Raw genomic sequence first — 23,355 nt, 5'->3', positions numbered from 1 at the left:
CGGTAGCCTTTGGCGATGGCTGCTTCCTCCGTTCCGGAAACGGATGTGGCTCGCGTCGCGCGATGGTGTGCGGAGAAGGTACCCGAGCATGCGCGCGATCAGGTCCGGATGGAGTACGGCGTGCGTGGACGCAACGTGACGCTTGTCGAGCGACGCGTTCCGTGGGAGCCGGTGACGCCCGATGAGGAGTGGACCTCGCGCCCGGTAGCGCAACTGCGGTACAGCCATGACGGCTGGCTGTTGTACTGGCCGGACCGCAACGCCCGCTGGCACCTGGTCGACGACGTACCCGCCGCACGCAGCGTGGTGCCCCTGCTGGATGCGCTCGACGATCCCCGACGAGTCCTTCTTGGTTGAGCTTTGGATGGTCGGCGTAACCGGAGCGCCGGCTCGCTCGCGCTCGTCCGCTCCTTCGCCATCCGATTTGTAGATCGATTCGACTTCCTCGTCTGCCTCGGTGACCCTGAGATGGGACGGCGAATCGCTGCCGGCGTGTTCTGGGAACGAAGTGACGGCGGCGTCCTGGCGTGAGAGAGTGCGGTGCATGTTCACAGACGATCAGCGAACTGGCGTGGTCGGCGTCGGCTACCAGGGATGTGACCTCGACGGTTTCATCGGGCAGCTGGGCCGCGAGGGCGTGACCATGCTGGTCGATGTTCGTCTCACTCCGATCTCCCGTAAGCGGGGATTCAGCAAGACGGCGCTGTCCGCGGCCCTTACCGATGCGGGGATCGTCTATGAGCACATGCGCGCACTGGGTAACCCGAAATGGAACCGTGCAGCCTTCGGGGGTAGTCCCGCAGAGCTCGGGACCGCTCGCGGTATCTACGCTCAGTCGCTCTATGACGACGACGCTCGTGACTGCCTTGAGCGCATTGCCCTTGTTGCCCGAGAGCAGCGAGTAGCGGTGATGTGTTTCGAGGCCGATGAGGTTCGCTGTCACCGGGATTTGGTCCTGGAAGCGCTACGCGAACGGTTCAGCTACGCGATTTCGGCGTAGCGCGTTCGGGGTAGACGACGCCCAAGACGATGAAGCTCCGCGGATGCGCCTGCTGGTTTCCGACGTAGAAGATCGTGTCGCGGTTCGGCGAACACATCATGTCCCAGAACTTGTCATGAATGACCTGCTTCAGGCCGTCATCATCGCGGTCATTGAATCGACGCTGCAGGGCGACGAGCTCCCAGTCATAGATTCCCTGGCGATGCGTGGTGCAGCCGCCTGAATGGCACCGGTAGCGGTACCACGCCTTGAACCGGGGAGCTTGCAGGGAGGTGCGAGGCCCCGAGTCGAGAAGGTCAAGCTGCTGTACGTACCGGTCGATCTTCGCTTGTTCCTCGGGCGTCCAGCCGGGATGCGGCCTTATGTCGATTCCGATGATTTCCTTTGGCCGGATCGCGGCGAGCGAGCGGGCATCGGGCCTCTCGCGGACGGCGTCGACGAGATGGCACATCGAGCCCTCGACGTAGTCGTCGACATAGGACATCCGGCGGTCCCATCCTTTGACGTGCGTCTCGACCGCGAAACTATCTGCACGGGGGCGCCAGCTCTCTGCCCGTGGATCGCTTGTGTTGGGTTTGGCGTCCAAGCTAATGATGTCGTACTTCTTGAACTTGCTGTCCCCGTCCAGCTCCCGGAAGTTGATCGGGTAGAGCCGTATCCACCCAGGCTTGTCGAGATCTAGGCGCAGCGCCGCGACGCATACGGTCTCTTCTTAGGTCTCGGAGGGGTTGGGCGCGGCCTTCACCGTGATCAGCACCCTGAGTCGCTGAAATCGAGGGTCGTTCGGCTTCAACTGGACCGCTTCAAGGTCTGGGCCAAACAGGGAATGCTGCCCCACTGCGAATCCTTCGTCGTGAGCGCTTACACAGCGGTTGACGCCGTCACCGAAAGCGTAGCTTTGGAAATCGTCGAAGATGGCCCATTCATCGAGGTTTCCCGCCTCGTGTGAGGCTTCCGCGTGGGCTTGTCATGATCGCTCATGCGGGTACCGTCCGGAAGGCCGCCGACGTGGAAGAACTGTTCAGGCCAATGCCATACGATTTATGGCAGATGGTCGAATTCGCCATCATTGGCCCCGTCTAACCATGCCTGCCACTGCCCGAGCGTGAAAATGAGCGTCTCAGCGGTGAGGGAGAGACACATCGCGACGTGGCCGCAACGGCGGCCCCCACGCCTACCGGGCCGCCGCGGCACAGGCCGCGACCGCGTGACGCGCCCGCCGCCGCAAGCCAGCCCGGCCCCCGGCCGAGCCGATCGCTGCCGAGACCCCTTAGGGTCGCGACCTAGAGGCAGTACGCGCCTTCGAGGACCGGTTCATAGCGATGATGGTCCAGACCGGGCTCCCGCCGATGATGGCGAAGGTGCTCGTCTACCTGTTCACCAGCGACACCGAAGGCCTGACGGCGGCTGAACTCATCCAGCGGCTGCGCGTCAGCCCGGCGTCGATCTCCAAGGCAGTCGGCTACCTCGAACGCCTCGGCCTGATCAGGCGCGAACGCGAAGGCCGGCGGCGCGAGCGCTACATCGTTCTCGACGATATCTGGTATCGGACGTGGTCGGTGAGTGCGCGGTCCATCCAGCTGGGGGCCGGCACCGCCCAGGACGGAGTCAGCGTCCCGGCGCCGCCGGGGAGCACGAGTCCGATCTCCGCGTAAGCGAGGGTTCAGCAAGACGGCGCTGTCCGCCGCCCTTGCCGGCTGGAAATCCAGGTGATCCTCACCCGGCCGTTTCGATACCATCCGGCCCATGGAGGTCTCCAAGCGCACTCTCGCCGCAGCCGCACGAGCTACCAGCTCGCCGGTTGCCGCTGCCTGACCTCCTTCTCATCGCCGGCGACCGGGAACGGCCGCCAGTGCGTCGTCTGACTCTTGTTCGCAGCCTGTGCTTGTGGTCTTTCCGGTCCCTCATGACCACGAAGGGCCTATTGCCATGAACGTCGATCAGACCGTCAGCACCTTCCTTGACTTCTTCCGGGAGCGTGGCCATCAACGCATCCCCGGAAGCTCGCTCCTGCCGTCTTCCGGAGATTCGGTGCTGTTCACCACCTCCGGCATGCACCCGCTCACCCCGTACCTTGAGGGCCACCCGCACCCGCTCGGGCGGCGCCTGGTCAACCTGCAACGCTGCCTGCGCACCACCGACCTGGATGAGGTCGGCGACAGGACCCACCTGACGGTGTTCGAGATGCTGGGCTCCTGGTCGCTGGGTGACTACGACCACCAGCAGAGCCTTCAATGGGGCTACGAGCTGCTGCGCGATGGCTTCGGCATCCGCCCCGAGCGGCTGTACGTCACGGTCTTCGGTGACGACGAGCAGGTCGGGCCCGACACCGAGTCGCTGCGGACATGGGGCGGGCTGGGCGTGCCGGTGGAGCTGACCGGTGAGGACAACTGGTGGTCCAACGGGCCGACTGGTCCGTGCGGTCCCGACTCGGAGATCTTCGTCTGGACCGGGGACGGCCCGCCCCAGGGCACCCCGACCAGTGATCAGCGGTGGGTGGAGGTGTGGAACCACGTGCGGATGCGCTACCGCCGCCACGAGGACGGCAGCCTGGAACCCCTGTCGCAATCCGGGATCGACACGGGGATGGGGCTGGAACGGCTCCTCACGGTCTTGCAAGACAAGCCGTCGGTCTTCGAGACCGATCTGTTCCTGCCATGGATGAAGACCATCCCGCCCCTGTGGAGCACGGACGAGTCGTCACTACGTGTCATCGTGGACCACCTGCGTTCCAGCATCGTGGTCATCGGCGACGGGGTCACGCCGTCCACCACCGGGCGAGGCTATGTGCTGCGCCGGCTCACCCGACGTGTGCTCACCGCTCTGTGGCGCGATGACTCCTCCCGCCTCTTGTCTGACCTTCCTCGGGAGCTCATTGGGCACACGCTGGAGCACTTCCGGCAATCGTGCGAGGTCAGCCATGTGCGTGAGGTGTTGCTCGATGAGGAGCGACGGTTCTCCACGCTCCTCAGGCGAGGGCGGCAGGTGCTGACCCGAGAGGGTTTTGTCGGGAAGTTGAGCGAGGAGGACTACCACTACCTGCACCAGACCCATGGGCTGCCCCGCGACCTCGTTGTCGGCCTGCTCACCGAGGGCGGATCAGGTCCATCCACTCGCACGTCCAGCTCTCGGGCGTAAGGGGAAGGCCCGGTCATGACAGCTGTAGGCCGAGCCCCGCCCTAGATCGGGGCTCGGAACAGGTGGGCCATTCGAGCCCGGGGACTTTGAGGGCGAGGGCGACGGTTGCCTGGACTCGTGTACGGGCTTCGGCGAGTTCGGCGGCCTGGTTGTTGCGTTGGACCATGCCCACCTCGTTCACGCGTCGTCCGGCGTAGAAGGCGACGCGGGCTGGCGCTCTTCCCGCTGAGGCGGCCGACCGGGACACCATCGACCAACTCGCCGAAGAGGGGCCGACAGCGCGCCGTCCGCTGGTTGACAGTCTCAAAGGCAGCCAGTCCCACAACATGAAAGAGTTGCGCGCGCCATTCTCGGGCGCGACCGGGATTCACCTGGTTTTCGCATGCGATCCGGCGCGGGAAGCTATCTTCCTGGTCGCTGGTGACAAGGCGGGGGGCTGGGGATCCTGGTACGACGAGGCGATTTCCGCCGACCGATGAGCGGTTCATCGAGCATTTGATCGCGTTGAAGGAGCAGGAGGGCCGATGGGCGCGGAATTCGTCAAGTGGGGCGATGTCAAGGCAAAGGCTCGCGTGCTCGACCCGCGTAGCGACAGCGGCGAAGTATTCGGGATCGAAGTCGTTCCTGTTACGTTGCGGTGCTTGGCGGAACGGTTGATTTGGTTGCCACCCGTGGCGAGAGTGCGTGGAAGGTTGCTTTATGTGGGTCCCTGGCCCTTGGGGAAGCCGGTGTCGCTCGTTCCAGGCGCTGGTCAGATGGTCTATGGCGCGGACTCCTGGGCGTGCGGCGGATCTCGTTCAGCCGGGACTGGCGGGCCTCGCATCAGGGAGAATTTGTGCGATAGAATTAGCCACTACAAGGCGCATGTCAAAAGCCACCGCCAGTGGGCGGTGGCTTTTGACATGCATCGGTCAGCCTGTCGCGCGAGATATGAGTGTTAGGATGTGGGATATAACCCACATCATCATATCAACTACCGCAAAAGGGCGCATTTCAGTCCTTTCGGACACTCATCTGCATCGTCGGACGTGAATCGCATCCCCGGGGGAAGGCTAGTATATCTATCAAGCTTTTCTTTTCTAGCCAAAGCCTTTCGCGATCTTACGTGAGGGAGTGGCGGTCCGCTGTAATGATCTTGATGGGATGCCCGGGGAACGGGAATGTCGAGGACTCTACAAGACCCAGATCTAACCAGTCCAGATCATCCCCGGTCGAAGCATCGCAGCAGGAACATCTGGACCTTATGCCTCGCGGCCGTCGCGTGTGTGAGACTGGGCGATGGCCGAGCCGGGCAACCGGAGCCCGCCGAACACGGCCCCGGCGACGGCGGCTCCGGTACTCCTTCCCTCACGCGGCGGTGTCCCAGCGACCGAGGGACGTAGTGATCTGGTGGCTCTCTCGTAGCCGGGCCAACTCCTCCTCCGTCAGTGAGGTCGCGGAGGGAAACGTGTCACCCACCTTCCAGCCCGCGTGGAGCACGGCGTCCTTGAGCGCGGTGATGGGGTTCCGGGTGGCGAGCCAGCCATGAAGGAATGACGCGAACAGCGCGTCCCCCGCCCCCGAGGTGCTCACCACGCCACGCGGTGCGACACCCGCCGCCTCGAGCAGGGTGCCGTCGCGTAGCCCCACGAGGCAACCGCGCCCGCCGAGTCCGACCGCGGCGATCGCGCATCCGGGATAGCGCTCGAAGACCCCCGCCACCCACTGCTCCGGCGGCCCGGCCAGCCGTTCGTGGCTGCAGAAGACGATGTCGGCGACCTCCAGCCAGGGCCGGTTGTACGCGTCGTCGATGTCCGTGATCAGGTGGACGTCGACCGCGATCGGCACGTCCGACGCCCGCGCGTGCCCCAGCAGGGGCCGGACGAACGCGGTGTTGGTGAGTACGGCGAGATCGACGCCGCGGATCAGCCGGCGGAACACCTCGACCGGGTACTCGACGGTGTTGACCGCGGCGACGTACGGATGCCCGGAGCGCCGTCCGTCCGGAGTCACGAGCACCACGCCGAGCGACGAGCGCGGCACCGTCACCACCCCAGGACCGAACAGCCCTCGGGTGCGTAACGACGCGTTGATCGCCTCGCCCGCGACGTCCTCACCCACGAAGGTGCACAGGCGGGCCTCGTCGCCCAGGGTGCGCAGGGTGTCGGCGATGTGGCACGCGGCCCCGGACACCTCGGCTCGCATCCAGCCGGGGAAGCGTTGCGACGTGTACGGGAGCGGGAACTCCGCGACCGGCATGGCCAGGTAGAGGCTGGTGACACCGGCTACGACTATCTTGCTGCCCATTCCTTCTCCTTCAAAGATGAGGCGGGGGGACCGGATCGGTCCGTGGGATGGTGGGCGGCTGCGTGATCCGCATCAGCCGGTACATCAGGCGCCGCATGTTCCGGTCGAAGCGGCCGGGGGCCGAGGTGAGCCGTGCCACGACCGCGGCATGCAGCCCCGGACGGTGGCAGGCGGCAGCTGCGCGCAACTGCGCGGTCAGTGGCTGATCGGAACGTAACCGGGGCGCGGCCGAAGCCAGCAGCCCCCCGGCGGACTCCGGGTCCACATCGTCTCCCGAACCGCCCACCAGCAGGACCGAGGCGCCGCAGACCGCGCCGTACACCGCGACCGAGCCGTGGTCCCCCACGACGTGATCGGCTGCGACGAGCGCCCCGCGCCAGTCGGCCTCGGGCGGTATCAGGACGAGCCCGTCACGGAGGCAGTCGGCCAGCCAGGATCGCACCTGCCAGATGCCGTGCCCGAACCAGACGTTCGGGTGGAAGAGCGCGGCCACGTGGTAGCGGTCGCGAGGCAGCTCGGCCAGCATCCGCCGGATCAGCTCCGCACGCAGCCCGAAGAGGGACCGCGTCCCCCAGGTCGAGGTCACCACCACGAGTTCGCGGTCGTCCTGGACGCCGAGGGCCTGGCGGTAGGTGCGCCGCTCGCCCGCGCTGGCGACCAGCCGGTCATGGGAGGCGTCGCCGACGACCTCGGCGACCGCGACGGCCTCCGGGCAGCTCCGCGCCAGCCGCCCGCGCTCCGCGTCGTGGGCGAGCACGATCGCCGACGGGACCACCATGCCGTCCCGGACCAGCTCCTGGGCGCTGAGCCCGTACACGCCGCGGACCGCGACGGCGCCGCCGCCCAGCCGGCGGCTGACCCGCTTGTTGTAACCCGCGCCGTGCGGGATGACGACGAGCGGCGCGTGAACATCCTCGATCCCCCCATAAGCGGCGGAGACGGCGAGGTCGAAGCGCTCGCGGATGGCCAGTTGCCACGGCATCACCACGCCGCCGATGCGTCCGAGCAACTCGCTCACCCCGTTGCCGAAGACGTCCGGGCCCACGGTGAACACCACCTGGACGCGCAGGTCGGCGGCGAGAAGACGGACGACGTCCAGCAGACGCTGCCCGGCGGTGACCGTGTGAACGATCACGAGTACAGTCCGCAGGCCGCGGCGCGTCACCCAGCGCGCCGCATCTGGCCCCACTGGCACGCGGTACCCCTCTGAACAGGACATCGGGCTTTCGAACCCCCCACTTTTCGTGTACGGCGTGGTTTCCTTTCGCCGTATTCGCCCCGGCCGTAATCCCCGTCTTAACGGCTCAATCCAAGAGTCGACCACATTCCTGGACAAAACCTTGCAACAATCGTGAAGTTGAAGAGTCAGATCAAAGGTGCGTATGGACCATTAAGCGAATACGCGGGAAACTGGCGACACGTGGGCCTTTAGCGGTGAAAGGACACTCATGGAGTTCCGAATACTCGGCTCCGTGGAGTTGTGGGCGGACGGGGAGGCGTGTGAGCTCGGATCTGCCAAGGAACGGTACGTGCTGGCGATCCTGCTCCTGTCGCCCGGGCAGCCCGTGTCCATCGAGACCATGATCAACCGGGTCTGGGGCGACGCGCCGCCGGCAAAGGCGCGTGAGAGCGTCCACAGCTATATCGCCCGGCTGCGCGGCCGTCTGAATCGGCGCTTCGGCGATACCCGGGCGCGGCTGACTTCCCGTTCCGGGGCTTACGTTCTGGAGGTCGATCCCCAACGGATAGACCTGCATCGTTTTCGGCAGCTGAACGTGCAGGCGCGGGCCATTGCGGCCAGCGGGAACCCGGAAGACGCGCTCCGCCTGCTCCGCGAAGCGGAGAATCTGTGGCGGGGCGATCCGCTTTCCGGCCTGCCCGGAGAATGGGTGACGACGTTCAGAACGAGTTTGGAGAGCGAACACCGCGCGGCGATCGGCACGCGCCTGGCGATGGAGCTCGACGCGGGCCGGCACGCCGAACTAGTCGGGGAGTTGTACGGGCTGGTCGATCAGTATCCGTATGACGAATCGTTCGTCGAACATCTGATGGTGGCCCTGTATCGCTGCGGGCGTCAGGGTGACGCGCTGGAGGCCTACCACCGAGCCAGCCACCGCCTCATCGGCGACCTCGGAGCCGAACCCGGGCCGTCCCTGCGCGGCACGTACGAGCGCATGCTCCGCGGCGATCCGGAGCTGGCCGCGCCGCCCGCCCGCCACCGCACCCCCGGCGGGCCGCTCGCCGACAACCTGCCCAGGGATGTCCAGGACTTCACCGGGCGGGAGACGGAGCTGAGCCGGCTGTACGCCGTGGTGGATCGTTCCCCCTCAGCGGTCGTGATCGAGGCCATCGACGGCATGGCCGGGATCGGCAAGACGGCGCTCGCCATCCACGCCGCTCACCGGCTGAAGGACCGGTATCCGGACGGCCGGTGGTACCTCCATCTCCGCGCGCACGATCCCCACCAGCCGCCACTCGACCCGGCCGAAGGTCTCGACGCCCTGCTGCGGCTGCTGGGAGAGGATCCCCGGCGGATTCCCGAGGCGCTGGAGCCGCGCGCGGCGCTGTGGCGGGCGTGGCTCGCCAACCGCCGGATACTGATCGTGCTGGACGATGCGGCCGGCGCCGACCAGGTGCGGCCGTTCCTTCCCGGGGCGCCCGGCTGCCTGGTGCTGGTCACGAGCAGGCGGCGGCTGGCCGGCCTCGAAGGGGCGCGACCGCTCCCGCTGGACGCTCTGGCGCCACCCGAGGCGGCGCTGCTCTTCCGTCGGATCGTCGGCCAGGACCGGCAGCTCGACGCCGGAGACGTCAACCGGCTCGTCCAGCTGTGCGGGTACCTTCCGCTCGCGGTCACGATCATGGCGAACAAGCTCCGCCACCGGCCGGCGCGCGGTGTCGGAGACCTGGTGGCGAAGCTGTCCCGATCCAGGGATCGGCTGGCCGAGATGCACGCGGGAGACAGGGACCTCGTCACCGCGTTCGAACTGTCGTACCGGGAACTGACTCCGGAGCGGCGGCACGCGTTCCGCCGCCTCGGCCTGCACGTCGGCGCCGACCTCACCGCGGGCGCGGCCGCGGCGCTGATCGGCTGCGACCTCGCGCGGGCCGAGCGCATCCTGGAGGAACTGATCGACCGGCACCTCGTGGAGGAACCGGACTCCGGCCGGGTCCGATTTCACGATCTGCTCCGCGCGTACGCGGGGGAGCGCGCCGCTGAGGAGGAACCCGCGGCGGAATTGCGGCGAGCCGTACATCGGCTGCTCGACTTCTACCTGCACACCGCCGACCAGGCTGATCGCGCCCTCTACCCGCACAGGCGCAGGGCCGCCGTGGACGTGGCCCATCCGCCCTCCGATCTATCGTCTGTGAGCGATCCGCGTTCCGCCGCCGAGTGGCTGCGCGCCGAGCGGATCAATCTGGTCATGTGCGTACGCCACTCCGCCGAGCGAGGCTTTCCGGAGCATGCGGTTCGTCTCTCGCAGGCCGTCGCGACGTACCTCGAACGCTCGGCGCACTGGGAGGACGCCGCCCGCATCCATGAGTTCGCTCGCCGGGCCTGTCAGGAGGTGGGCGACCGCGAGGGGGAGGCCCGCGTGGAGCTCGAACTGAGCTTGGTACGCAGCCGCACGGGCCACTATCCCGAGGCCTTCGAACACGCCGTCAACGGCCTCGGTGCCTTCCGCGCCCTCGGCGACCGGCGTGGCGAGGCCGATGCCCTGGACCACCTCGCCCACGTGCACTGGCTGTCCGGGCGCAACCGCGAGGCACTGGCGTACGCGGAGGAGGCGCTCGCGCTGTTTCGTGCCGTGGGGGATCGGCATGGGGAAGGGAACGCGTTGCTGCATTCGGGGATCGCGCTTTCGTACCTGGGGCGTACGGAGGAGGCGGTGGCCGTCTTCGAGAGTTCGTTGGAGATCGTGGAGGAGATGGGGGATGTCGCCACCAAGGCGATGTTGTTGAACAATCTCGGAGAGCTGCACCTCAACCGCGGTGATCACCGGGAGGCGCTCAGTCTGTTCCGGGACGCGCTCGCCACGATGCGGGAGGCGGGATGGCGGCAGAACGAGGCTGTGGCCTTGAACAACGTGGCCGGCGTCATGGCCTATGAGGGGCGCCGCGATGAGGCCTTGCACTTCTATCGTGAGGCCTTGTCAATTTACCGCGAGACCGGTGATCGCCGGAATGAGGCGGACGCATTGAGTAATATCGGGTCGATGTACCTGGGCATGGGGATGACCGCCGAAGCGCTGATCCATTTCCAGAAAGCGCTTGCCATCTCGGGGGATATAGGAGATTCGTACGAGACTGCGCGTGCGCTCCAGCGGATTGGTGATACTCAGCAGGTCGGTGGGCAGTTTGTCCTTGCTCGGGAGACTTATGAGCGGGCGCTCTCTTTGGCGAGGGATGTGGCGGATCCCTCCCTGGTGGCGGGTTCTCTGCGGCGCCTCGGTGAGAGTCTTTTGCATATTTATGGGAGGAGTGCGGCGGAAGGGGTATGGAGGGAGGCTTTGGGGATATTTGAGCGGTTGGGTGCTCCGGAGGCGGGTATTCTGCAGAATCGACTGAATGATCACGATGCGGCGGGTTGAAATCTGGTAGGGGCCCTTTCTTGTTTTTGTTAAGCGGCCATGGTCTACTTACTGCGGTAAACGCCGAAGTTGCCGAAAGGTAAGAAGAATGCACACCGATATGATGATGTGGGTTGTTGGCTGGTAGCAGCTGACGACCCACTCAAGTGAGGTGGTCCAGGCGGCCCCTGAGCCGGAGATACGTCGCAGAGTCGGCTTCGCCAAGCACTTCTAGCGCCATCTCATAGCAGTGGTACGCCTCTTCCGGTCGGCCGGTACGTTGAGCCAGCTCGCCCAGGCCTTCCAGGGCCGCGGCCCGGCCGACCGAAGATCCCAGCCGATTCATGACCTCCAGTGCGGAGCGTAGCTCGCGATCCGCCTGCTCGTGATCGATTTGGGCGTACCCAAGAAGGATCCCCACGCGAGCCTGGTTGAAGTCGTCAGCCACCCCGCGCAGCAGCCCCCGCGCCTGCTCCAGGTGAATCACCGCATCAGGCCCCCGGCCCTGGGCCACGAGGACACCGGCGAGATCCGTGAGTCCCAGCGCGGCCTTCCGATCGGCCCCCAACTCCTGATACATGGCGATCGAGGCCGTGAACCTGGCAATGGCCGCATCGTGGTCCCCCCGCCCCGCCGCGACGAGCCCGAGTCGCCGCAGCGACCCTGCCTCCCTGCCCCGCTCGCCAAGCCGACGCCAGATCTCCAGCGCTTCGTCAAACCGCGCGACGGCGTCGTCATAGCGCCCCAGGTCATTCAGGCTCAGCCCGAGGCGATTCAGCAATTTAGCCTGGGCGTACGCGTCCCCGGCTGCCCTCGCCGCAGCCAGCCCCGTCTCCTCCACCCCGACACGTTCCACGTGATGGCCCATGTACAGGAACAGCGCCCACATGGCATCGGCGAGCTGCCACGCCATCACCTCCCGCCCGCGCGCGTGCGCCAGGGTGACGGCGGCGCTCAGATTCGCGCGTTCGGACACCAGCCAGCCGAGCGCGTCCTGCGGACCGCCGAAGTCCGTCGGCTCGGCGGGAGGCGGCTCGGCGTCGCGAGGCAGCCCGGTACGGTACGGTCGGAGCTGCCGTTCCGCACGCGCGGCTGTAGCGAGATACCAGGCGAGCAATCGGCCTTCGGCGCCCTCGCGCTGGTCCCCGGCCTCGACCAGTTGGGCGGCGTGCAAGCGGACCAGCGCGTGATGGAATCGATAGTGGCCGTCCGAGACGTCGGTCAGCAGGTTCGCGTCGGTCAGCTCGCCAAGCAGCCGCCTGGCCTCCATCCGAGAGATGCCGGCGAGCGCGGCCGTCGCGTCACCGCCGAACGTGTTCCCTGGTACGAGGCCCAGGAGCCGGTACAGCCGGGCGGCGTCGAGATGGAGCGCTCGATAGGAGAGGTCGAGCGCGGAACGGAGTGCCACGTCGTCTCCTATCGTCAACGCCGCCAGGGTCTGCTGCTCCTCGGCCAGCGCGGTGACCATCTCGCGGAGCGGCCAACTCGGCCGCGCGGCCAGGCGGGCCGCCGCGACGCTCAGGGCCAGGGGTAGCCGCATGCACAGTTCGACCAGCTCAGAGGCCGCTTCGCGGTGCCGCTCCAGCCGGTCGCTCCCCAGCACGTCGCGGAGAAAAGCGAGGCTCGCCGCGGCGTCGAAGCGGTCGACGTACACCCCGCGGGCGCCCTGGACCAGCAGGCTGGCCAGCCGGTACCTGCTGGTCACCACGGTGAGGCTCGCCGGTGAGGCCGGAAGCAGCGGCCGCACCTGAGCGGCGGTGAACGCGTCGTCCAGCACGACGAGAAGCCGCTGGTCATGAGTCACTGTGCGGTACAGCGCCGCACGCTGGGCTGTATCGCCCGGTATGAGCTCTGCCGGGATGCCCAGGGCGTGCAGGAAGTCGCCCAGCACCTCCTGAGGGGAGGCCGGGTCGCCGGCGGAATGTCCGCGCAGTTCGGCGTACAACTGCCCGTCCGGGTAGTGCGAGCGGATCATGTGCGCCCAGCTCAGGGACAGCACGGTCTTGCCCACACCCACCGAACCCGTTATCAGCGCGGTGACCGGCACATCCGTCGCGTCCTCCCGCAGGGCATCCAGTTCGGCGATGGCGGCTTCGCGGTCGATCAGGCGCGGGCGCGGCGGAAGCTGGCTCGGCGCGGGCAGGGAGGCCGCTTCGTGGAAATGGACTCCGCCGAATATGTCACGGGCTTGGACAAGCGAACCGTAAACTATCCCAGCCGCCTCGTTGTACACAATTTCTGACAGTTTTCTCTTGGCTACCACGCCGTTTCGACACCAATCCACACCTCGGCCTGGCGTCCGCTCATGCAGACTGCGCGGCCTGGAATACAGACATCACCTGCAACAATGACGGATGAAAAAACATGCGGCAATATGCCGGCGAGTCATCTCGGGTGTGGCGCTCTGTATTCTGTCGCTGACATGACTGTGAGGATTGGCCTGTGCCAGTCGGAACGCCCGCAGAGGAACGACCCGGATACTGTAGCAAAACGGTCGTCAGCCGGAGATTCGCTGTGCGGCCATTACCTGCAAGCGTCACTCGACGAGGCTCAGCTCAACACGATCGACGCCAAGCTCGACACCCTCACCGAAGACCTGGAGGTGCCCGATGGCAAGGTCCATCTCCGCCAACGTCGTACGGCTTATGCCAGATGGTCGAATTCGCCGTCCTTGGCGCCGGCTAACCATGCCTGCCACTCCGCGAGTGTGAAAACGAGCGTCTCAACGGTGGGGGAGAGACGCATCACAACGTGGTCGCCGACGAATGCGACCAACAGAAGAGCGTCCGACTGATCAGGGGTGTGCAGCCATTCGGTGCTGATCAGATTGAGGTCCTCGGATGTCGGCTTCGTCGTACGGCCCGTAACCGCGGGTGGGGGAGTAGGCAACTCGAAGTAGCCGTCTTGGCTCCGGTGAGGAAGGACTGCCAGGCATCCGCACTTGCCCACAGCAGGGGACCGGAGGGGCTTTTCGAATCACGTAAGGTGGCCCCTGCGCCGTTTTGCTTCATTTGGATGCACTGCTGGCCACTACCGCTGCGGCTGCTGGAGACCCAGCCCTGCTCGTCAGTCATCGCATCGCCTTCCTTGTGCCCTTGATCAGGGTCACGGACTCATGGGCTGCCAAAGCCGTCCGGCGAGCGGCATCGGCGGCCATGCGATAGCGGGCTACGTCGCCGGGTGCTTCCACGAAGATATCCCCGAACAATCTCTCTTGATGGACGTCGGGATGATCCCTTTTGTCGGAGAACCCGGGAATGGTGAACTCGCTGTCCAGCCCGCGTAGGACCACCCGCGCCTGGCCGACTCGGTGGGCTGGCACTTCAGGCGCTCGTGCACTTGTCGCGGGGCGTACAGCGGCCTCTCGCAGGGCGGTGCGCAGTACGACGATCTCTGTGGTCACCCCGCAGACCGGTCGACCCATCAGTTAGAAGGGGTCAGGCGGTCGCGTTGAACGGCGTGAGCCGTAGTCGCAGCGACGTCGGAGCCAAATCCTGCACATAGGACGCGAAGTTCGCGACGTCGTCGAAGGGGAAGCCGTACGCCTTGTGGTCCCGGGTGTTCTCGTGCAGGACCCGCGCGTAGTGGTTGCTGACCGACGTGAGATAGAACGTGCTCCGGTCTGTCGTCGGCTGGTCGGGGTGGTTGTGCAGCGTCGAGCGGTTGAACGCGGCGCCGAGGATCGCCGCGACCGGGCCGGAGGTGCCGCCGGCGTCCAGGGCGCCGTTGCAGTAGAAGATGTCGCGGGTGCTCGGCCGTGCGAACGTCCGGATGCCGTTGTTGAAGACGAGCTGGCCGCCGGACACCCGCCCGGTGTAGGTGGTCCCGCCGACCACCACCCGCAGGTTGGCCGACGCGTACGTGTTCCACACCTGAGTGACGTACGGATCGAAGTACGTCGAAGAGAAGATGCCCGAGTCGATGCCGTGTCCCGGGGCGATCACCCGGAGGTTGTCGCCGACGATGAGCGGCCGGAAGGCGGGGTTGGCCGCGATGCCGGCGAAGATGGTGTCGCGGCCGTTCGGGACGAGGGTGCCGACGGTGTGGCTGGACTGCCCGTCGAGCCGGAGCTCCATCGGGATGCTGAACATGTCGACCATGGTGGTGTTGCAGAACATCCCATCGCTCTTGAACGTGAACTCCATGAAGTCGTGCAGCACGCCGTAGCTGGGGTCCGAGCTCACCCAACCGGCCGGGTGCTGTAACGCCGGTCGGCCGTTGCCATCCGTGACCACCCTGAACTTGACCTTCTGGCCGATGGAGACGTAGATGCGGCCGGACATCCACGGCAGGTTGAGGTGGGTGTCGCCGTTGGCCGCAAGTGGGATGGACAGGTCGGCGAAGCCGTCGGGGCCGTTGAGGGAGGCCGATACCGGCACTCTTGTGCCGTCTGCCCGGACGTAGACCTGCTGGCCGGTGCTCAGGTCGGTGCCGACGACGTAGAGGAAGATCGCGCTGTTGGCGTAGCGGTAGGTGTGGTTGACGACGGTCAGGGGCAGCACCGTGGCGGCCTCGGCCCGGGGGGTGAGTGCCAGCACCGGGGTGGCGGCGGCTGCCGCCGCGCCGGCGAGCAGGGTTCGTCTTGTGATCATGAGTGTCGGGCTCCTCACCGTAATGCCGGAGCGCCCTCGTCTTCCATGGCGAGAGAGCGCTCTCTCGATGCATTTGGTTAAGTTTCTTTCCTGTAAAGCTGGCTGTCAAGGGTCATCATGATGCTCATGAATCTGCTCGACGACGACGCGCTCGAACGCTCCTCCGTCGTGGCCAACTGCCGGATGAATCGCGAGCGACGCCTGCCCGGCTACGACCGAGAGCTGGGCATCAACGTCGTCGACACGCTGCGCTCCAGGCGGCGGCCGGTGCGTTGGCTCGATCTGTGCTGCGGGACGGGGAACGCCCTCGGCCAGGCCGCCGACCTGCTCGGCGACGATGCCGAGATCGTCGGCGTCGACCTGGTCGACTTCTTCGCCCGCCCCCAGCGACCACCGCGCCTGCGGTTGGTCACCGCCTCCGTCGTCACGTGGGAGCCCGAGCAGCCCTTCGACCTGATCACCTGCGTTCACGGGCTGCACTACATCGGTGACAAGCTCGGGGTGCTTGCCAGGATCGGCACATGGCTCGCCGATGACGGCCTGTTCGTCGCGAACTTCGACGTTCGCTCCATCCGTCTAAGGGGTGGCACACCCGCGGGCCGCCACCTCACCACGTCACTGCGCTCGCAGGGCGTGCGGTACGACAGCCGCGCCCGGCGGATCAGCTGGACGGGTCGGCGCCTCATCGACCTGCCGTACCGCTACCAGGGTTCTGACGATCAGGCCGGTCCCAACTACACCGGCCAACCCGCGGTCAACTCCTACTACGACCGGCTGAGCTGGGGGGCTTCCTATTAACTCGTGAGCAGAGCTAATATTTTTGGTATGGATACAACGGACTTTCCCGACGTCCTCGTCGGCGTCCTGACCGGTATCCAGCGGCTGGTCCGGCGCCGACTGCGTCAGGGGATGACCGGGCCGCGGCTGCGCGGCGCCCAGGTCGAGCTGCTGCGACTGGTCGCGGCCAACCCCGGCATCGGGGTCTCGGCGGCGGCCAAGGAGCTCTATCTGGCGGGCAACTCGGTGTCCACGCTGGTCAACCAGCTCACGGCCGCCGGGCTGCTGCGCCGCGAGACCGGCCATGACGACCGCCGCTCCGCCCGGCTGCTGGCCACCCCCGAGGCCGAGGCGCGGCTGCGGGCCTGGGAGGAGCGGCGCGCCGCGCTCGTCCGCGAGCAGATCGAACGGCTCAGCGAGGAGGACCGGGCCGCACTGAGCGTCGCGCTCCCGGCGCTGCGCAGGCTGGCCGAGGGACTGCACGAGGAGATGGAGATGGCATGAGGGACGACCCGCCGGCGGTCAGTTGCACCGGCCTGAGCTACGCCTTCGGTCCGACGAAAGCCGTGGACGGCCTCGATCTGACGGTGGTCTCCGGTGAGGTGTTCGGCCTGCTCGGTCCCAACGGCGCGGGCAAGACCACCGCCATCCGCTGCGTGACCACACTGCTGCCCGTTCCGTCCGGGATGGTGCGGGTGTTCGGGCACGACGCGGCCACCGAACAGATGGCGGTGCGCCGCCTGCTCGGCTACGTACCCCAGCAACTGTCGGCGGACGCGGGCCTGACGGGGCGTGAGAACGTCTCCCTGTTCGCCCGCGTTTTCGACGTCCCCCGGCGCGAGCGGGCGGCCCGGGTCGGCCAGGCGCTGGAGGCGGTCGGGCTCGCCGACGCCGCCGACCGGCTGGCCGCCACCTACTCCGGCGGCATGGTACGCCGCCTCGAACTCGCCCAGGCACTGGTCAGCGCCCCACGCCTGCTCATGCTGGACGAGCCGACGATCGGGCTCGACCCCATCGCCCGCACCAGCGTGTGGGAGCACATCATGGCGGTACGCGCCGCCACCGGGATGACCGTCCTGGTCACCACGCATTACATGGACGAGGCCGACCAGTACTGCGACCGGATCGCGCTCATGCACCACGGACGCGTACGGGCGCTCGGCACGCCGGAGCAGCTCACCGACGACCTGCGCGTCCGCCTCGGCGACGGCTCGACGCCGACGCTGGAGGACGTCTTCCGTGACGTCGCCGGCAGCGGCCTCGACGAAGGAGGAGGAGAGTTCCGCGATGTCCGCCGTACCCGCAACACCGCCTCCCGCGTCGGCTGACATGACCGGCGTCGGTGATCTCGACCTGCTGCTCGTTCCGCCGCGCCCCCGGACAGGGTGGCGCGTGCTGCCCGCCAGGGTCACCGCGATGTGCGTGGTGGAGCTGCAGAAGCTGCGCCACGATCGCACCGAGCTGTACACCCGCGCGATCCAGCCCGCCCTGTGGCTGCTGATCTTCGGCGAGACCTTCACCCGCATCAAGGTGATCCCGACCGGCGGCATCCCGTACCTGGACTACCTGGCCCCCGGGATCATCGCCCAGTCCACCATGTTCATCGCCATCTTCTACGGCATCCAGATCATCTGGGAACGCGACTCGGGCGTCCTGACCAAGCTCCTGGTCACGCCGACCCCGCGGGTCGCGCTGGTCACCGGCAAGGCGTTCGCCGCCGGGGTGAAGGCGATGATCCAGGCGGTGGTCGTGGTGCTCATCGCCGCGCTGCTGGGCGTGAGCATGACCTGGAACCCCCTGCGCCTGGCCGGCGTGATCGTGGTCGTGCTGCTCGGCTCGGCGTTCTTCTCCTGCCTGTCGGTGACGATCGCCGGGATCGTGCTGACCCGCGACCGGCTGATGGGGATCGGGCAGGCCATCACCATGCCGTTGTTCTTCGCGTCCAACGCGCTCTATCCGACCACGGCCATGCCGGACTGGCTGCGGTACATCAGCGTGATCAACCCTCTCAGCTACGAGGTCGACGCGCTGCGCGGGCTGCTGCTCGGCATCCCCTCGGACCTGCCGCTGGACTTCGTGGTGCTGCTCGCGGCCTCGGCGATCGGCATCACGGCGGCGTCCGGCCTGTTGGGGCGACTGGCGCGGTGACTCACTGAAGGCGCCCGGCTCCGAGAACGCGATGAGGAGTAGGCTGGGTGGCGCGCGCCCAGGGCGCCACCGGTCCGCGGGAAGGGCTAAGCCCACCTGATGCTCATCGAACGACCCGGCCCGACCTCTTTTCCAGCCTGATCATGCGGACCCCAGGCCAGACGGAAAGGAGGCTTTCATGCCTGTCCATCGCCTGCCCGACAACCCCAGCATCGAACAGCTCCGCAAGCAGGCCAAGACACTCCTGCGGTCTGTGAAGGCGGGAGTTCCTGAGGCGCTCGGGCTCGTCGATGAGTTCCATCCCCGAACTCCGGAGACGCTCAAGCTATCCGACGCGCAGCTCGTCACCGCCCGCATGTACGGCTTCGCGAGCTGGCCCAGGCTGAAAGACCACATCGGCACCGTCGAGCGCTACTCCCGGTCGCCGCACCGGGTCGCGCCGAGGGAAGAGTTGCCGGAGGAGTTCCTGCGGCTCGCCTGCCTCACCTATGGCACGGACTACCCGGGCCGGACCGAGGACGCCGACCTGCTGCTGGCCCGGCATCCGCGGTTGCCCACCACCAACGTCTTCACGATGGCGGCCACCGGCTCGGCCGATGCGCTGGCCGACGCCCTGGCCGAGAATCCGGGGCTGGCCCGGGCGCAGGGCGGCCCCTTCGCGTGGGAGCCGCTGCTGTACCTGGCCTACGCGCGGCTCGATACTCCCGGCAGCCATGTAGCAGCGGCCCGGCTCCTCCTCAAGCACGGCGCCGACCCGAACGCCGGATTCCTGTGGGACGGGCTGCCCTCGCCGTTCACCGCGCTCACGGGCGCGTTCGGCGGCGGAGAGGGCCATCAGCCGCCGCATCCGCAGGGCCTGGCGCTGGCCAGACTGCTGCTGGAGGCCGGGGCGGACGCCAACGACAGCCAGACCCTGTACAACCGCGGGCTCGGCGGCGCCTGCCCCGACGACACCACTCACCTTGAGCTGCTGCTGGAGTTCGGGCTGGGCCGCGGTGACGGCGGGCCGTGGCAGGCCCGGATGGGACCGACGCTGCAGTCTCCGCGACAGCTCATGCGCGACGAACTGGCCACCGCCGCGCTGCGGGGCTGTCCGCGGCGGGCCCGGCTGCTCCTGGCACACGGCGCCGAGGTGGACGGCCTGGGCGGTCATCCGGCGTACGGCGGACGCACGCCGTACGAGCTCGCCCTGCTGAACGGGCACACCGAGGTCGCGGAGTCGCTCGCCGCGGCCGGCGCCTCGGCGGTGATGGACGAGACGGACACGTTCACCGCCGCCTGCATGCGCGCCGACGCCGAGGCGGTGGCCGGACTCGGCCCGCAACCGCTGGCACGGGCGCTCGCCCGATCCCCCGAGCTGATCAGCAGGGCGGCCGAGCGGCGCAAGCCCGCGGCGGTGCGGCTGCTCGCCGGTCTCGGCTTCGACGTCAACCATCTGCATGGTTCCACCCCGCTGCACGCGGCGGCCTGGAACGACGACGTCGAGACGGCCAGGACACTGATCGAGCTCGGCGCCGACTCCACGATCAAGGACACCGCGTACGACTCGACCCCCCTCGGCTGGGCCGAGCACGGTGGCAAGCACCGCGTGGCGGCGTACCTACGGAGTCTGGGGCGGGAGTGACGGCGCGCGTCAAGGGTGCAGCCAGGTTAGGGCGGCGGTGACCAGGGCCTCAACGCCCATCGGCAAGGTGGGGAAGATCAAGGGGGCGAAGAAGGGGGAGTGGTTGCCGGGGACGTCCTCGCCCAGGCGGCCCGCCTGCTCGGCGCGGGCGTACTGAGCCGGGTCGGCGCTGCCCAGCCCCCAGAAGACGGAGGGGACGCCGGCGGCGGTGCCGAAGACGCCGAAGTCCTCGCTGCCCATCATCGGCGCCATGTCGGCCACCCCGGCGGGGCCGAAGCGGGTGGTGAAGGCTTCGGTCAGGCGGACGGTGGCGGTGGGGTCGTTGGCGGTCAGGGGGAAGGCGTTGAGGGTGCGGAACGAGGGCGGGCGGGGTGCGGCGGACGCCGTGGCCTCGGCGTTGACGACGCGTTCGATCGCGGCGAGGAGCCTGCGGCGGACCTCGGGGGAGAACGTACGGATGTTGAGGGTGATGGATGCCTCGTCGGCGATGACGTTCTCCTTGTGACCCGCGTGGATCTGGGCCACTGTCAGCACCGCGCGTTCGAAGGGGGACACCTCGCGGGAGACGACGGTCTGCAGGCGCATCACGATGGCGGCGGCCAGGACCACGGGGTCGACGGTGCGTTCCGGCTGGGAGCCGTGCCCGCCTCTGCCGCACAGGCGGATCTCGATGCTGTCGGCGGCGCCCAGGATCTCTCCCGGCCGGATGAACACCGTGCCCGCGGGGCGGGGGAAGACGTGCTGGCCGAGTACGACGGACGGCGGGCCGGTCAGGTCGAACAGCCCGTCGTCCACCATGGCCTGCGCCCCGCCGGCGATCTCCTCCGCCGGCTGGAACAGCGCCACGAGCGTGCCCTGCCACTGGTCGCGGGCCGCCGACAGCAGCCGCGCGGCGCCGGACAGGCAGGTCACGTGCATGTCGTGGCCACAGGCGTGCATGAGGCCGTTCTCGACGCTCGCGTACGGGAGGCCGGTCCGTTCCAGGACCGGCAGGGCGTCCATGTCGGCCCGCAGCGCGACGGTCGGGCCCTCGCCGTTGCGGAGCACGCCCGCCACGCCGGTGCCGCCGACGCCGGTGTGTACCTCGAATCCGGCCTCGCGGAGGCGATCGGCCGCGATGCGCGCGGTGCGCTTCTCCTCGAAGGCGGGCTCGGGGTGCTGGTGCAGGTCCCGGTAGAGGGCGGCGAGCTCGTCTTGTGCCGCGTCGTCGAGCCGGGTCAGCACCGCGTCGATTCCGCTCATACCGCCTCCTCCAGCGCGACGATCTCCTTGGAGAGCGTACGTCGGGCGGTGTCGAGCTGGTCCGGGGTGGGGGCCGTTCTGGGGAAGTCGCCGGGCAGTTCGCGGAGCACGGCGTCGTACAGGGCGGTACGGCGCGGCCGGCGGGCCGGTGGCGGGAGGCGGAACAGGACGGCCACCAGGCGGTCGACGGTGCCGGTGTCGAAGACGGACTCCCACGCCTGGCGTTCTGGCCCGAATCCGAAGCCCCCGCGGTGGCCGAGCAGGCGGGCCGCGGCCGTGGCGGCCTCGTCGACGGCGAGTGTGTCGGTGAGGTCGTTCAGCACCACGCCGTACTCGCGGGCCGCGGCCTCGCGCGAGACGACGCCACGTTCCACGTCGCGCAGGACGGCGGCGGGGTCCCTGGTGTACGGGTCACCGTAGCCGCCCGCGCCCGAGGTCAGGAGGGTGACGACGTCGCCACGCTCCAGCGGCAGCACATCGATCTTGAGATGCCGACGTTCCCGGGGCGTGCCCGGGTTGACGATCAGTTCGGTGGGCTCGCCGGGGCCGCCGCCGCGCACCCCCCACGGGCGGAAGCACAGCCGTTCCAGCCCCCGGGCCAGCAGTTTCGAGCCGTCCTCCAGTACGCGGAAGGTCAGTTCGAGACCGCAGCCACCGCGCCAGCGACCGGCGCCGCCGGAGTCCGCCCGCAGGCCGTAGCGGAGGATCGCGACGCCGATCTCCGTCTCGACCGTCTCCACCGGGTTGTTGGACAGGTTGGAGATGCCGCTGTCCCGGCCGTCCACGCCGTCGGCGCCCTCGCGAGCACCGGTTCCGCCGACCATCGGCTCCAGCACCTGGACGTTCTGCAGCTCGGCGACCACGACGGGGACCACCAAGCCGCTGGAGGCCGCCGGGAGGATCTCCGGGGCGGCGAGTCCGAGCGCGCCGCCGACGGCGTCGTTGACGCGGGACGCCGAGGCGTGCCGTACGCCCACGGCGGCCGGGCGCACCGGGTTGACCAGCGAACCCTCCGGCGCGGTCACGCTGATCGGCTGGATGAGGCCGGAGTTGAGCGCGATGCCCGGGTCGAGGGTGCAGATGAGCGCGAGCACCCGGGTGGTGATCCAGGCGTGCGGTTTGCCCAGGGTCGCGATGTTGAAGGCCGCGGCGACCTGTGGATCCGTACCGGTGAAGTCGAGGTGCAGGTTGCCCGCGTCGAGGGTCGCGGTGACCGACAGGCGTACCGGGATGCTGGAGACCGCGTCGTCGTCGAGGTAGTCGACGAAGCGGTAGGTGCCGTCGTCGAGCCGGGACAGGGCGGCCCTGGCCTTGCCCGCGGTGTACGCGACCAGGTCGTCCTGGGCCGCGAGCACCGTGTCCACGCCGTGCTGGGCGATGACGCCCGCCAGCCGTTCGCGGCCGGTGCGCAGGGCGGCGAGCATGGCCCGGATGTCGCCCAGGTTGGCCTCCGGCGTACGGCTGTTGGCCGTGATCAGCGCCTCCACGTCACGGCTTGGCTGGCCCGCCCGTACCAGCTTGACCGGCGGGATCTGCAGGCCCTCCTGGTAGATCTCGTCGTTGATCGGCGACAGGCTGCTCGGCACCCGGCCGCCGATGTCCGAGCAGTGGATGAACGCCCAGCCGTAGCCGACCACCGCACCCTCGTGGAAGTACGGCTCGATGACCTGGATGTCGGTGAGGTGGGTGGCGAGGCCGCCGGACCGGTACGGGTCGTTGGTGATGATCACGTCGCCGGGCTCCAGGGGCTCGGCACGCCGTACGGCCTCCAGGAGGTTCAGCCCGACGAACCCCGACACGCCGATGCCCCGCGGGTACGCCACGAAGCCGCCGTCGAGCCCGGCGAGCGCGCAGCAGAAGTCGGCGGTCTCCTTGACGTACAGAGACCGGCTCGTACGCTGCAGCGTCAGGCACATCTCCTCGGTCAGGGCGCTCAGCCGGTTGCCGACGATCTCCAATGTGACGGGGTCGAGCCGCACG

The 23,355-nt window shown here is 68.0% G+C and carries 20 protein-coding genes; 11 read left to right on the top strand and 9 right to left on the bottom strand.

What is annotated here, in order from left to right:
- Window positions 1-15: 15 nt before the first annotated feature.
- Together AB0B91_RS22710 and AB0B91_RS22705 are read left to right on the top strand one after the other, a co-directional pair.
- Window positions 16-357 (top strand): DUF3024 domain-containing protein, encoded by a 342-nt coding sequence (locus AB0B91_RS22710; RefSeq protein ID WP_358322768.1) that lies wholly within the window; start codon window positions 16-18, stop codon window positions 355-357.
- 187 nt (window positions 358-544) lie between these two features.
- On the top strand, window positions 545-1,000 hold the full coding sequence (locus AB0B91_RS22705) for a DUF488 domain-containing protein (protein ID WP_358322765.1): 456 nt from the start codon (window positions 545-547) through the stop codon (window positions 998-1,000).
- Here the strand turns inward: AB0B91_RS22705 and AB0B91_RS22700 are convergent.
- Window positions 978-1,484, bottom strand: coding sequence for a hypothetical protein (locus AB0B91_RS22700; RefSeq protein WP_358322762.1), 507 nt, complete (start codon window positions 1,482-1,484; stop codon window positions 978-980). The two genes, AB0B91_RS22705 and AB0B91_RS22700, sit on opposite strands and share 23 nt — an antisense overlap.
- Window positions 1,485-2,322: 838 nt before the next feature.
- Between AB0B91_RS22700 and AB0B91_RS22695 the strand changes: the two genes are divergently transcribed.
- The 3 genes from AB0B91_RS22695 (at window position 2,323) to AB0B91_RS22685 (ending at window position 4,617) form a co-directional block, all read left to right on the top strand.
- On the top strand, window positions 2,323-2,655 hold the full coding sequence (locus AB0B91_RS22695) for a helix-turn-helix domain-containing protein (protein ID WP_358322759.1): 333 nt from the start codon (window positions 2,323-2,325) through the stop codon (window positions 2,653-2,655).
- Between the two features lie 274 nt (window positions 2,656-2,929).
- Window positions 2,930-4,138 (top strand): alanine--tRNA ligase-related protein, encoded by a 1,209-nt coding sequence (locus AB0B91_RS22690; RefSeq protein WP_358322756.1) that lies wholly within the window; start codon window positions 2,930-2,932, stop codon window positions 4,136-4,138.
- 248 nt (window positions 4,139-4,386) lie between these two features.
- Entirely contained in the window at window positions 4,387-4,617 is a 231-nt protein-coding gene (locus tag AB0B91_RS22685; RefSeq protein WP_358323564.1) for a type II toxin-antitoxin system RelE/ParE family toxin, read from the top strand.
- An 868-nt stretch (window positions 4,618-5,485) separates the two neighbouring features.
- Here the strand turns inward: AB0B91_RS22685 and AB0B91_RS22680 are convergent.
- Entirely contained in the window at window positions 5,486-6,424 is a 939-nt protein-coding gene (locus tag AB0B91_RS22680) for a carbohydrate kinase family protein (protein WP_358322753.1), read from the bottom strand.
- Window positions 6,425-6,434: 10 nt separating this feature from the next.
- Entirely contained in the window at window positions 6,435-7,559 is a 1,125-nt protein-coding gene (locus AB0B91_RS22675; protein WP_358322750.1) for a hypothetical protein, read from the bottom strand.
- A 313-nt stretch (window positions 7,560-7,872) separates the two neighbouring features.
- On the opposite strand from AB0B91_RS22675, the gene AB0B91_RS22670 reads away from it, so the two are divergent.
- Window positions 7,873-11,013: a tetratricopeptide repeat protein gene (locus AB0B91_RS22670; protein WP_358322747.1), complete on the top strand. Its 3,141-nt coding sequence runs from the start codon at window positions 7,873-7,875 to the stop codon at window positions 11,011-11,013.
- Window positions 11,014-11,155: 142 nt separating this feature from the next.
- Here the strand turns inward: AB0B91_RS22670 and AB0B91_RS22665 are convergent, their stop codons facing one another.
- The 4 genes from AB0B91_RS22665 to AB0B91_RS22650 form a co-directional block, all read right to left on the bottom strand.
- Entirely contained in the window at window positions 11,156-13,225 is a 2,070-nt protein-coding gene (locus AB0B91_RS22665) for a tetratricopeptide repeat protein (RefSeq protein ID WP_358322744.1), read from the bottom strand.
- Between the two features lie 589 nt (window positions 13,226-13,814).
- Window positions 13,815-14,066: a DUF397 domain-containing protein gene (locus tag AB0B91_RS22660; RefSeq protein ID WP_358322741.1), complete on the bottom strand. Its 252-nt coding sequence runs from the start codon at window positions 14,064-14,066 to the stop codon at window positions 13,815-13,817.
- Window positions 14,063-14,395, bottom strand: a complete 333-nt coding sequence (locus AB0B91_RS22655) for a Scr1 family TA system antitoxin-like transcriptional regulator (protein ID WP_358322738.1) — start codon at window positions 14,393-14,395, stop codon at window positions 14,063-14,065. The genes AB0B91_RS22660 and AB0B91_RS22655 overlap by 4 nt, the downstream gene beginning before the upstream one ends.
- Before the next feature lie 34 nt (window positions 14,396-14,429).
- Entirely contained in the window at window positions 14,430-15,584 is a 1,155-nt protein-coding gene (locus AB0B91_RS22650) for a beta-1,3-glucanase family protein (protein ID WP_358322735.1), read from the bottom strand.
- Window positions 15,585-15,710: 126 nt separating this feature from the next.
- Here AB0B91_RS22650 and AB0B91_RS22645 point away from each other — a divergent pair, with 126 nt between their 5' ends.
- The 5 genes from AB0B91_RS22645 (at window position 15,711) to AB0B91_RS22625 (ending at window position 20,133) form a co-directional block, all read left to right on the top strand.
- Window positions 15,711-16,382, top strand: coding sequence for a class I SAM-dependent methyltransferase (locus tag AB0B91_RS22645; protein ID WP_358322732.1), 672 nt, complete (start codon window positions 15,711-15,713; stop codon window positions 16,380-16,382).
- A gap of 27 nt (window positions 16,383-16,409) precedes the next feature.
- Window positions 16,410-16,865 (top strand): MarR family transcriptional regulator, encoded by a 456-nt coding sequence (locus AB0B91_RS22640; RefSeq protein ID WP_358322730.1) that lies wholly within the window; start codon window positions 16,410-16,412, stop codon window positions 16,863-16,865.
- A complete protein-coding gene (locus AB0B91_RS22635) occupies window positions 16,862-17,689 on the top strand; it encodes an ATP-binding cassette domain-containing protein (RefSeq protein WP_358322728.1) in 828 nt (275 codons plus the stop codon). Before AB0B91_RS22640 ends, AB0B91_RS22635 begins: the two co-directional genes overlap by 4 nt.
- Window positions 17,649-18,509, top strand: coding sequence for an ABC transporter permease (locus AB0B91_RS22630; protein ID WP_358322725.1), 861 nt, complete (start codon window positions 17,649-17,651; stop codon window positions 18,507-18,509). The genes AB0B91_RS22635 and AB0B91_RS22630 overlap by 41 nt, the downstream gene beginning before the upstream one ends.
- A gap of 178 nt (window positions 18,510-18,687) precedes the next feature.
- Window positions 18,688-20,133: an ankyrin repeat domain-containing protein gene (locus AB0B91_RS22625; protein ID WP_358322723.1), complete on the top strand. Its 1,446-nt coding sequence runs from the start codon at window positions 18,688-18,690 to the stop codon at window positions 20,131-20,133.
- A 9-nt stretch (window positions 20,134-20,142) separates the two neighbouring features.
- On the opposite strand, the gene AB0B91_RS22620 is transcribed toward AB0B91_RS22625, so the two are convergent.
- Window positions 20,143-21,375 carry an amidohydrolase gene (locus AB0B91_RS22620; protein WP_358322719.1) on the bottom strand — a complete coding sequence of 411 codons (1,233 nt, stop codon included), beginning with the start codon at window positions 21,373-21,375 and terminating at the stop codon, window positions 20,143-20,145.
- On the bottom strand, window positions 21,372-23,354 hold the full coding sequence (locus AB0B91_RS22615; protein WP_358322715.1) for a hydantoinase B/oxoprolinase family protein: 1,983 nt from the start codon (window positions 23,352-23,354) through the stop codon (window positions 21,372-21,374). The genes AB0B91_RS22620 and AB0B91_RS22615 overlap by 4 nt, the downstream gene beginning before the upstream one ends.
- Window position 23,355: the final 1 nt, after the last annotated feature.

Origin of the sequence: Nonomuraea sp. NPDC049141 (genome assembly GCF_040648415.1) — a bacterium.
GTDB lineage: Bacteria > Actinomycetota > Actinomycetes > Streptosporangiales > Streptosporangiaceae > Nonomuraea.
The sequence above is the reverse complement of the archived record's forward strand: the minus strand, read 5'-3'. Positions and strand labels throughout refer to the sequence as shown.